Origin of the sequence: Agromyces bauzanensis, from assembly GCF_014645655.1 — a bacterium.
GTDB lineage: Bacteria > Actinomycetota > Actinomycetes > Actinomycetales > Microbacteriaceae > Agromyces > Agromyces bauzanensis.
This window is the reverse complement of record NZ_BMMD01000006.1, coordinates 157,258-168,168: the sequence shown is the minus strand read 5'-3', so window position 1 is coordinate 168,168 and position 10,911 is coordinate 157,258. Positions and strand designations below refer to the sequence as shown.

The following is a 10,911-nucleotide window of genomic DNA, read 5'->3' as shown; positions in this document are numbered from 1 at the left end:
GGCCTCGGGTGCGGGTGTCGGCGCAGGCGGGGCCGGCGCGGCCGGCGCGGCCGGCGCCACCGGAGCGGCCTCGGGTGCGGGTGTCGGCGCAGGCGGGGCCGGCGCCACCGGAGCGGCCTCGGGTGCGGGTGTCGGCGCAGGCGGGGCCGGCGCCACCGGAGCGGCCTCGGGTGCCGGCGCGGCGGCCAGTGCTGCGGCCCCCGACCCGTCGCCGATCGTCACGAGCGGGGTGCCGACCTCGACGGTCTCGTCCTCCTGGACGAGGATCGCCTCGACGACGCCGGCCACCGGCGACGGGATCTCGGTGTCGACCTTGTCGGTCGAGACCTCGAGCAGCGGCTCGTCGACCTCCACACGATCGCCGACGTTCTTCAGCCATCGGGTGACCGTGCCCTCTGTGACACTCTCGCCGAGTGCCGGGAGGCTGACGGATTCGCTCATGCGCTTGTCTCCTTCACAGCGTGTGACGCTTTCCAGCTTATTGCAGTCGTTTTTCGGGGCGCCGGGTCAGCTCACGTGGAGCGGCTTGCCGGCGAGCTTGAGGAACGCCTCACCCAGGGCCTCGTTCTGGGTCGGGTGGGCGTGGATGAACGGGGCGATGTCCTCGGGGTAGGCCTCCCAGTTCACGGCGAGCTGGGCCTCTCCGATGAGCTCGCCGACGCGGGCGCCGATCATGTGCACGCCGACGATGGGGCCGTCGTTCACGCGGACGACCTTGATCGAACCGCTCGTCTCGAGGATGTGGCTCTTGCCGTTGCCTGCGAGGTTGTACTCGTACGAGGACACCTGGTCTGCACCGTACTTCTCGGCCGCACGGGCCTGGGTGTAGCCGATCGAGGCGACCTCGGGTTCGCAGTACGTGACCCTCGGAATGTTCACGTCCTCGACGATGATCGGGTTGAGGCCCGCGATCTCCTCGGCGACGAAGATGCCCTGTGCGAACCCGCGGTGCGCGAGTTGCAGCCCGGGCACGATGTCGCCGACCGCGTACACGCCCGGCACGTTGGTGGCGAGGCGCTCGTCGGTGACGACGAAGCCGCGGTCGATCGTGATGCCGGCCTCTTCATAGCCGAGGCCCTGCGTGACGGGGCCGCGCCCGACGGCGACGAGCAGCAGTTCGGCCTCGACGGTCTCGCCGTTCTCGAGGGTCAGCAACACCCCGTCCTCGTGCTGCGTGACGCCCTGGAAGCGCACGCCGAGCTTGTAGGCGATGCCGCGCTTGCGGAATGCGCGCTCGAGCTGCTTGGAGACCGACTCCTCCTCGTTGGGCACGAGGTGGGGGAGCGCCTCGATGATCGTGACGTCGGCGCCGAACGACTTCCAGACGCTCGCGAACTCGACGCCGATGACGCCGCCACCGAGCACGGCGACCTTGCCGGGCACGAAGTCGAGTTCGAGTGCCTGCTCGCTCGTGATCACGCGGCCGCCGATCTCGAGGCCGGGCAGCGACCGGGAGTACGAGCCCGTGGCGAGGATGACGTTCTTGCCGCCGATGCGGTCGTCGCCGACCTGCACGGCGTTCGGCGCCACGAGTCGACCCTCGCCCTCGATGACCGTGATGCCCTGCGCCTTGACGAGACCCTGCAGGCCCTTGTACTTGCTGGCGACGATGCGCTCGCGGTACGTCGTGACGGCCGCGATGTCGATGCCCTCGAACACGGAGCGAACACCGAACTTCGAAGACTCGCGTGAGTTGTCGGCGATCTCGGCCGCGTGCAACAGGGCCTTCGTGGGGATGCAGCCCCGATGCAGACACGTGCCACCCAGCCTGTCCTTCTCGACCAGGCCGACGGTGAAGCCCAGCTGCACGGCACGCAGCGCGGCCGCGTACCCTCCGCTGCCGCCACCGAGGATGACTATGTCAAAGTTCTGCTCGGACAACCGCAATCTCCCTTGCGCACCGGATCTGCGACACGGACCACCCCAGTTCGAAGCGGGGCGGGGTGTATGGGCGACGATGTCGCCCATAAGACCTTACTACCCCGCTGCGAGGTCCTCGCCCAGCCGGACGAGGGTGCGCACGGCCACGCCCGTGCCCCCGGATCCGGTGAATCCCCAGGCGCCCGCGGAGTTGTACGACGGGCCCGCGATGTCCAGGTGCGCCCACGGGATCCGGTCGGCGGAGTCGGCCCGCTTGCCCACGAACTCGCGCAGGAAGACGCCGGCCAGGAGCATGCCGGGCACGGTCATGCCGAGCTTGGTGTTGGAGAGGTCGGCGACATCCGACGTCAGGAGGCTCTTGAGATCGCCCGGGAGCGGCATCGGCCACACCGACTCGTCGACGGCGTCGGCGGCGGCACGCGTGCGGGCGACGAGCGCGTCCTCGCCCATGAGTCCCGCCATGCGGCTGCCGAGTGCCACGACCTGGGCGCCAGTGAGGGTCGCGACGTCGACGATCGCGTCGGGGTGCTCGGCGCTCGCGGCGGCGAGCCCGTCGGCCAGCACCAGTCGGCCCTCGGCGTCGGTGTTCAGCACCTCCACCGTCGTGCCGCCGTGGATGCGCAACACGTCGTTCGGACGCACGGCCGTGCCAGACGGCAGGTTCTCGGCGAGGCAGAGCCAGCCGGTGACGCGGATGGGGACGTCCAGCTCGGCGAGCGCGACGATCGCCGAGAGCACGGCGGCGGCTCCGGCCATGTCGCTCTTCATGCCGACCATCGAGGCCATGGGCTTCAGCGAGAGGCCGCCCGAGTCGAACGTGATGCCCTTGCCGACGAGTGCGACATGCACGGATGCCCCGTCAGGGGCGTACTCGAGGCGCACGAGCCGAGGACCGCGGCTCGAGCCCCGCCCGACGGCCAGGATGCCACCGAAACCGCCGGCTTCGAGGGCCGCCTCATCCCAGACGCGCGACGACAACCCCGCGGCGTCGGCTGCGGCCACCGCGAGCTCCGCGAGGCGCTCGGGGGAGAGGTCGGCGGGCGGTGTGTTCACGAGGTCCTTCGTGCGCGCCACGGCGGTCGCGATGGCGCGCACCCGGTCGACGCGGACCTGGTCGAGGTCGGTGTGCAGAGTGACGACCGCCACGGGCGACTTCGCCTCGGCGCGGTACTCGGTGAAGGCGTAGGCGCCGAGGGCCGCGCCCTCGAGCGCCGCCTCGGCCTCGGCGGCGTCGGCGACGGGGATGGCGATGGCGACTGAGCCCGTGCCGGCGAGCTGTCGAAGGGCGCTTCCGGCGGCGAAGCGAAGGCCCGCGGCATCCGTGCGGACGCCGAGCCCCACGACGGCCACGACGGCGGGACCGTCGCCCCGCGCCGGGATCCGCGTGAGCTCGTCGGTCGCGCCGGTCGCGGCGAGTGTCCCGAGCAGCGGCGCCACCCATGCGTACTCGTCGGGCGCGAGGAGCGCGATGCCGGAGTCCTCCGGCCGGGCGGCCAGGAGCACGACATCGGCGTCGGATTCGGTGACGGGGGAGGCGGAGCAGGCGAGTTCGGGCACGGTCATGCAGCCGATCGTACGTGTTCGCTCCGAGCGTCACGCGGCCCGTCCGCGAACGACCGGGCGGAGAATCCCCGTCAGTAGGCTTGAAGCATGCGCGATCCCCGTTCCCTGTACGAGCTGAACCCGGACGTCGTCGTGCCGCCCGGCCTGCCGCTCGTCGCGGGCCTCACCGGATTCGCCGACGCCGGTGCTGCCGTCGCGCAGACGACCGAGTACCTCCTCTCCACGCTCGAGAGCACGGTGGTCGCGACGTTCGATGCCGATGAATTGCTCGACTACCGGGCGCGCCGCCCGATCATCCTGTTCGCGGGCGACCACCTCGCCGACTACCGCCCGCCGCGGCTCAGCCTCGATCTCGCGCGCGACGAGCTCGGACAGCCGTTCCTCCTGCTCACGGGCTACGAGCCCGACTTCCAGTGGGAGCGATTCGGCTCCGCGATGCTCGGGCTCATCGATGACCTCGGCGTGTCGTCGACGACGTGGATCAACTCCATTCCAATGCCCGTGCCGCACACACGCCCGATCGGCATGACCGTGAGCGGGAACCGTGCCGACCTCATCGACGCGATGTCCATCTGGCGCCCGACGACCCGGGTGCCGTCGAACGCGCTCCATCTCGTCGAATACCGCCTGCACGAGCAGGGTCATCCGACCACGGGCTTCGTCCTGCTCATTCCGCACTACCTCTCCGACACCGAGTACCCGCTCGCCGCTGTGGCCGCGCTGGAGGCCATCAGCGCCTCGACCGGACGGATCTTCCCCACCGATTCGCTGCGCGAGCAAGGGCGCGAGTTCGTGGCGCGGATCGACGAGCAGGTCGCAGAGAGCGGCGAGCTCGGCAAGCTCGTCGGCACGCTCGAGGAACGACACGACTCCTACATGAAGGGCACGACGTTGCGCTCACCGCTCACCGATGAGGCCGGCGAGCTGCCCTCCGCCGACGAGATCGCCGCCGAACTCGAGAAGTTCCTCGCATCCCGCCGTACGCGCGACGACGAATCGCCGCTCGGCGGCTGACAGCTCGCGCCCGAAGGCGCCCCGGCGCCGGGGATCACGCGGAATCAGGGGCTGCAACCGGGAATGCCCGACCTCCCGGATTCGTTGTGCCAAGAGGGGAAACGGCACGGCGTGTGGACGCCCGCACGCATGGGTGACTGTATAATGGAGGCAGGACCCGTTCTGGTCCGCTGGCACGACGTGTTCGCGCCGAAGAAGCGGACTTGACATGGGTCCTCACAGTGTCCGAAATCGACCGGGCCGAGAGCACGTGCCGCGCGTCCGAGAGGGCACACGCCGCGCGACGGTAGGAGAGGTTCAACGAATGGCAACGACGAAGGCTGCGACGTCGGCGAAGAGCGAGGCGGAGAAGCCCGCTGCGACGCGCGCGACGGCCGCGAAGTCGACCGCCGCGAAGACGGCCGCGAAGGCCACCGCCGCGACGACCGCGGCGAAGACGAAGTCCGCCGCGAAGAGCGGTGGCACGACTGCGGGCCCGAAGGCCGCGACGACGACGGCGGGCAAGACCCCGCGTACGAGCACCGCGAAGTCGGCGGCGAAGCCGCGCGGCAAGGCGGAGGCCGGCGCTGCCGGCGACGAGGACGACATCGAGCCCCACGAGATCGAGGACGTCGACGCCGACGTCGTCGTCGAGGTGGTGGAAGAGGTCGACGTGGTCGAGGAGACCGCCGAGGACGCGGCATCCGACACCGACACCGACGAGGACTCCGAGGAGGAGACCAAGCCCGTGGCCGTCGAGCCGCACCCGACGGGCGCTCTCGTCCTGCGCGCGGTCGACGACGAGGACGAGGTGCCGGTCTACTCGACCGCGATCACCGGCGCGACGGCCGACCCGGTGAAGGACTACCTGAAGCAGATCGGCAAGGTCGCGCTCCTGAACGCGGCCGAAGAGGTCGAACTCGCGATGCGAATCGAGGCCGGGCTCTTCGCCGAGGAGAAGCTGTCGCACATGACCGACGCCGAGCGCCGCTCACAGCTCGGTCGTGAGCTGCAGTGGGTCGCGAAGGACGGCCAGCGTGCGAAGAGCCACCTGCTCGGCGCGAACCTGCGCCTCGTGGTCTCGCTCGCAAAGCGCTACACCGGTCGCGGCATGCAGTTCCTCGACCTGATCCAGGAGGGCAACCTGGGCCTCATCCGTGCGGTCGAGAAGTTCGACTACACCAAGGGCTTCAAGTTCTCGACGTACGCCACGTGGTGGATCCGCCAGGCGATCACGCGCGCCATGGCCGACCAGGCCCGCACCATCCGCATCCCGGTGCACATGGTCGAAGTCATCAACAAGCTCGCCCGCGTGCAGCGTCAGATGCTGCAGGACCTGGGCCGCGAGCCCACGCCCGAGGAACTGTCGAAGGAACTCGACATGACCCCGGAGAAGGTCATCGAGGTGCAGAAGTACGGCCGCGAGCCCATCTCGCTGCACACGCCGCTCGGCGAAGACGGCGACAGCGAGTTCGGCGACCTCATCGAGGACACCGAGGCGGTCGTTCCGGCCGACGCGGTGGGCTTCACGATGCTGCAGAAGCAGCTCGAGTCGCTCCTCGACTCGCTGAGCGAGCGCGAGGCGGGCGTCATCCGCATGCGCTTCGGCCTCGGCGACGGCATGCCGAAGACGCTCGACCAGATCGGCGACACGTTCGGGGTGACCCGCGAGCGGATCCGCCAGATCGAGTCGAAGACGATGGCGAAGCTCCGCCATCCGTCGCGCTCGCAATCGCTCCGCGACTACCTCGAATAGGCCGCCGGTGCGCTACGCGCCGGCGATCCTCGTCGGCAGGCTCGTCCGATTCGCCGCCCGGCTGCGCAAGCCCGGCGGCGGATCGGCGATTCCGGGCCTGATCGTCAACCGGATCGCGCCGGGTTACCTCAGGCGGACCCTCTCGGGCTTCCCCCAGGGCCTCGTGGTCGTCTCGGGGTCCAGCGGCAAGTCGACCACGACGAAGATGCTCGTCGCGATCCTTCGCGCCCACGGCGTCGACGTCTTCACGAATCCCTCGACGGCGAACATCAGCCAGGGCCTCACGTCGGCGCTCCTCGAACGCGCCGACTGGCGGGGCCGCGTGCCCGGCGACATGGCCGTGCTCGAGATGGACGAGGGCCACGGCGCCGTCGTGATGCAGGGCGTCGACGCACGGGCCGTCGCCCTCACGAACGTCATGGTCGACCAGATCGACCGGTTCCACGATTCCGACATGGTCGCGGGCATGCTCGCGAAGATCGCCGCGCGCGCCCACGAGGCGGTCATCATGAACGCCGACGACGCGTACCTCGAGCGCATCGCCGCGAAGGCCGGTCCGGATATCACGGTGCACCGATTCGGCGTGTCGCAGTCGGTCGTCGACCAGGCGCCGCGCGGCCTCGGCCACACCGAGACCGCCGCGACGCGCCTCGCGGCCGGCGACGGCGTCGTCGTCGAGTCGGTGCAGGGTCGCGGAGCCGTCCTCAACGACGGACGTTCGTTCGCCACCATCGAGCTCCCCGCGCGCGGCGTGCACTATGCCGTCGACGCGGCAGCGGCCTACGCCACGGCGAAGGCCCTGCTCGGAGAGCGGTTCTCCGCCGACACCACCGCCCGCGCACTGAACGGGATCCCTCCGGTGTTCGGCCGGGGCGAGCGGGTCACGGTGCGCGGCCAGCAGGTCGAGTTCGTGCTGGTGCAGAACCCGACGAGTTACCAGCTGAACGTCGACAGCATCGAGCCCGGCACCGAGCAGATCCTCTTCGCGATGGGATCCGACGTGCGCGATCCCTCGTACTTCTGGCGCACGGATGCCTCGTCGCTCCGGCGTGTGGCGATCGTGAGCGGCTCGAAGGCGCCCGAGGCGGCGCTCATGCTCGCCTACGACGGCGTGCAAGTCGACCGCGTCGAACCCGACCTCGCGCGAGCACTCGACGACTTCCTCGCGTCGCCCGCACCCGCCGCGGGCGCGAAGACCATCGTCTTCACGGCCGACTCCATGCGGCGCACGCGCGCCCATCTCGGACTCACGGGAGCGGAATGACCCTCACCATCGTGGCGCTGCTGCCCGCGCTCCAGAACACGAACGGCGACGCCGAGAACGCGATGGTGCTCGCCCGACGAGCCGAGTGGGCGGGGCTCGACGCCCGCGTCGTGGCGGTCGACGCTCGCGAGCAGCTGCCCGAGCGCGTTGACGCGTTCGTCCTCGGATCGGGGAGCGACTCATCGATCGAGCAGAGCCGGGCCGTGCTGCTCACGATGCACGACGAACTGCGCACGTGGGGCACCGAGGGCGTGCCGATCCTCGCTGTCGGCACCGGCTGGGAGCTGCTGAGCTGGGGGATCGAGCTGCCCGACGGCTCGGGCATCGAGGGACTCGGCATCCTGCCCGGCCGTGCGGTCCCGGCTCCCGCACGCGTGACGGGCGACCTCGTCGTCGCCTCACCGAGGTTCGGCACGCTCGTCGGCTTCGAGAACCATTCCCGCGACTACGTCGGCGCCGAGGGCTCGCCGCTCGGCCGCGTGCGAGCGGGCGCGGGCAACGGCCGTGACGCGGGGCAGGAGGGTGTCGTGATGGGCGCCGTCATCGGAACCCACCTGCACGGTCCGGTGCTTGCCAAGAATCCGGCGTTCGCCGACCAGATCCTGGGTGTCGTCGCGGAGCGCGCCGGCCTGGCGTACGAACCCGGTCCTCGCGCCGCCGTCGTCGACGCGTACGCAGCCGCGGCCAGGGAGGCGCAACTCGGGGCCGTGCGCGCGGCGGCGACGCTCGCGCGGGGCTGAGTCGAGGCATTCGCCCGCACCCGAGGCGTGCCCACGGTACCGCCCGGAAACGAGGAACGCCCCGGTCACGACCGGGGCGTTCGTTCGTTCGTGAAGCGCTTGGGGGTCAGTCGCGACCCTCCCCGAGCAGGCGGCTCGACTCGTCGTGCCAGCTGTGCGCGATCTGGGCGAGCTTCTCCTGGTGCTTGCGCCCGTGGTGGGCGCAGAACAGCAGCTCGCCGTTGGCGACGACGACCCGGATGTAGGCCTGAGCACCGCAGGCGTCGCAGCGGTCGAGCGCGGTGAGCTCATATGGGGTGTCGAGTTCATCGACCGCACCGGTGGTGTCGGTGTACTGGGTCATGGCTCCTCCTCCTGCTCGACCTCAAGATTCCGTTCCTCAATGAAAGCACGCGCGAGGGGGTGATCCTTCCGTTGAGGCTGGCATTTCGCTGTGCGCGTAGCGCCTCACGCGTCGTGTCGCCCGGCGTCAGTAGGCTTGACCGACGTGAGCTCCGACTATTCCGCCCGCCATCTCTCCGTCCTCGAGGGCCTCGAGGCGGTGCGCAAGCGACCCGGCATGTACATAGGCTCGACCGATTCGCGCGGCCTCATGCACTGCCTCTGGGAGATCATCGACAACTCGGTCGACGAGGCGCTGGCCGGCCACGGCACCGAGATCGGGGTCATCCTGCACCCCGACGGCAGCGTCGAGGTGCGCGACAGCGCCCGGGGCATCCCCGTCGATGCCGAGCCCAAGACCGGGCTGTCAGGCGTCGAGGTGGTGTTCACCAAGCTGCACGCGGGCGGCAAGTTCGGCTCGGGCTCCTATGCCGCGTCGGGCGGTCTGCACGGGGTCGGGGCATCCGTCGTCAACGCCCTCTCCGAACGACTCGACGTGGAGGTCGACCGCGACGGCAGGACGTGGGCAATGTCGTTTCACCGAGGCGAGCCCGGGATCTTCGAGGACTCGGGGGAGCCGACCGCCGACGCACCGTTCACGCCGTTCGAGGAGCACAGCGAGCTGCAGGTCGTCGGCAAGGTCGCCAAGGGCGTCACCGGCACCCGCATCCGCTACTGGGCCGACCGGCAGATCTTCACGAAGGGCGCCGAGTTCCAGACCGACGAACTGCTCGGCCGTGCGCGCCAGACCGCGTTCCTCGTGCCGGGTCTCGCGATCGACGTCACCGACGAACGCGGCGCCGAGCCGCATACGACGTCGTTCCAGTTCGAGGGCGGCATCTCGGAGTTCGTGGAGCACCTGGCGACGGATGCCCCGCTCACCGACGTGTGGCGCCTGACCGGCTCCGGCGGCTTCACCGAGACCGTGCCCGTGCTCACCGAGGGCGGCACGATGGTGCCGACCGAGCTGCAGCGGGAGTGCCAGGTCGACATCGCGCTCCGCTGGGGTACCGGCTACGACACGATCGTGAAGTCGTTCGTGAACATCATCGCCACCCCGAAGGGCGGCACGCACCAGACCGGCTTCGACCAGGGGCTGCTGAGATTCCTGCGGCAGCAGGTGGAGCAGAACGCCCGGCGCCTGAGGGCCGGGAACGACAAGCTCGAGAAGGACGACGTGCTCGCGGGGCTGACGGCGGTCATCACCGTGCGGCTTCCCGAACCTCAGTTCGAGGGGCAGACCAAGGAGGTGCTCGGCACGCCCGCGGCCCGCGCGATCGTCTCGAACGTGCTCACGAAGGAACTCGGTGCCCGGTTCTCGTCGCCCAAGCGCGACGACAAGACGCAGTCCGCCCTGCTGCTCGACAAGGTCGTCGCCGAGATGAAGTCGCGCATCTCGGCCCGCGCCCACAAGGAGACGCAACGGCGTAAGAACGCCCTCGAGAGCTCGTCGCTGCCGGCGAAGCTCGTCGACTGCCGGTCGACGGATGTCGCGCACAGCGAGCTGTTCATCGTCGAGGGCGACTCGGCGCTCGGCACGGCGAAGCTCGCGCGCGACAGCGAGCACCAGGCGCTGCTGCCGATTCGCGGCAAGATCCTCAACGTGCAGAAGGCGAGCGTCTCCGACATGCTCGGCAACGCGGAGTGCGCGTCGATCATCCAGGTGATCGGGGCCGGCTCGGGCCGGAGCTTCGACCTGTCGGCGGCGCGATACGGCAAGGTCATCATCATGAGCGACGCAGACGTCGACGGCGCTCACATCCGCACGCTGCTGCTCACGCTGTTCTTCCGCTACATGCGGCCGATGATCGAGGAGGGTCGTGTGTTCGCGGCCGTGCCGCCCCTGCATCGCGTGGTCGTGGTGAACCCTGGCTCCAAGCCCAACGACACCATCTACACCTATTCGGAGGCCGAACTGCAGGGCGTGCTCGCGACCCTGAAAAGGCAGGGCAAGCGGCACCAGGACCCCATCCAACGCTACAAGGGCCTCGGCGAGATGGACGCCGATCAGCTCGCGACGACGACGATGGACAGGCGGCACCGCACGCTGCGGCGTGTGGGCATCGGCGGCGCGGAGAACGCGGGCCGCGTCTTCGAGCTCCTCATGGGCAACGACGTGGCTCCACGCAAGGAGTTCATCATCGACAGCTCCGATGCGCTGGAGCGCGACCGCATCGACGCCTGACCGGGCACCGCATCCACGCCAGACCGGGCGCGCAGTTCGTCTCGGCACCGGCCGGGCACGAGTCGAGGCCATCCGCACCGTGCGTCGATCCCATCGGTGCGGATGACATCGATTCGCGACGCAGGCGGGGTCGGGGCGTACGAAACGT

General features: G+C 69.9%; 9 protein-coding genes. 5 read left to right on the top strand and 4 right to left on the bottom strand.

What is annotated here, in order from left to right:
* From IEX31_RS07460 to IEX31_RS07450, 3 genes are all read right to left on the bottom strand, one after another.
* On the bottom strand, positions 1 to 441 hold a 441-nt coding region (locus IEX31_RS07460; protein ID WP_308423489.1), incomplete at its 3' end, for a biotin/lipoyl-containing protein.
* Positions 442 to 507: 66 nt separating this feature from the next.
* Positions 508 to 1,881 (bottom strand): dihydrolipoyl dehydrogenase, encoded by a 1,374-nt coding sequence (lpdA, locus tag IEX31_RS07455; RefSeq protein WP_188742793.1) that lies wholly within the window; start codon positions 1,879 to 1,881, stop codon positions 508 to 510.
* A 96-nt stretch (positions 1,882 to 1,977) separates the two neighbouring features.
* On the bottom strand, positions 1,978 to 3,444 hold the full coding sequence (locus IEX31_RS07450; protein WP_188742792.1) for a leucyl aminopeptidase: 1,467 nt from the start codon (positions 3,442 to 3,444) through the stop codon (positions 1,978 to 1,980).
* Positions 3,445 to 3,531: 87 nt separating this feature from the next.
* Here IEX31_RS07450 and IEX31_RS07445 point away from each other — a divergent pair, with 87 nt between their 5' ends.
* From IEX31_RS07445 to IEX31_RS07430, 4 genes are all read left to right on the top strand, one after another.
* Complete coding sequence (locus IEX31_RS07445; RefSeq protein ID WP_188742791.1) at positions 3,532 to 4,458, top strand: proteasome assembly chaperone family protein; 927 nt, start codon at positions 3,532 to 3,534, stop codon at positions 4,456 to 4,458.
* A 208-nt stretch (positions 4,459 to 4,666) separates the two neighbouring features.
* Complete coding sequence (locus IEX31_RS07440; protein WP_373285507.1) at positions 4,667 to 6,193, top strand: RNA polymerase sigma factor; 1,527 nt, start codon at positions 4,667 to 4,669, stop codon at positions 6,191 to 6,193.
* Positions 6,194 to 6,200: 7 nt separating this feature from the next.
* The gene (locus tag IEX31_RS07435) at positions 6,201 to 7,457 is read left to right on the top strand and encodes a MurT ligase domain-containing protein (protein WP_188742789.1); all 1,257 of its coding nucleotides are present in this window, start codon (positions 6,201 to 6,203) and stop codon (positions 7,455 to 7,457) included.
* A complete protein-coding gene (locus IEX31_RS07430) occupies positions 7,454 to 8,197 on the top strand; it encodes a type 1 glutamine amidotransferase (RefSeq protein WP_188742788.1) in 744 nt (247 codons plus the stop codon). The genes IEX31_RS07435 and IEX31_RS07430 overlap by 4 nt, the downstream gene beginning before the upstream one ends.
* 106 nt (positions 8,198 to 8,303) lie before the next feature.
* Here IEX31_RS07430 and IEX31_RS07425 read toward each other — a convergent pair whose 3' ends face one another.
* A complete protein-coding gene (locus IEX31_RS07425) occupies positions 8,304 to 8,540 on the bottom strand; it encodes a DUF7455 domain-containing protein (protein WP_188742787.1) in 237 nt (78 codons plus the stop codon).
* Positions 8,541 to 8,684: 144 nt separating this feature from the next.
* On the opposite strand from IEX31_RS07425, the gene IEX31_RS07420 reads away from it, so the two are divergent.
* On the top strand, positions 8,685 to 10,763 hold the full coding sequence (locus IEX31_RS07420) for a DNA gyrase/topoisomerase IV subunit B (protein ID WP_188742786.1): 2,079 nt from the start codon (positions 8,685 to 8,687) through the stop codon (positions 10,761 to 10,763).
* Positions 10,764 to 10,911 lie beyond the last annotated feature (148 nt).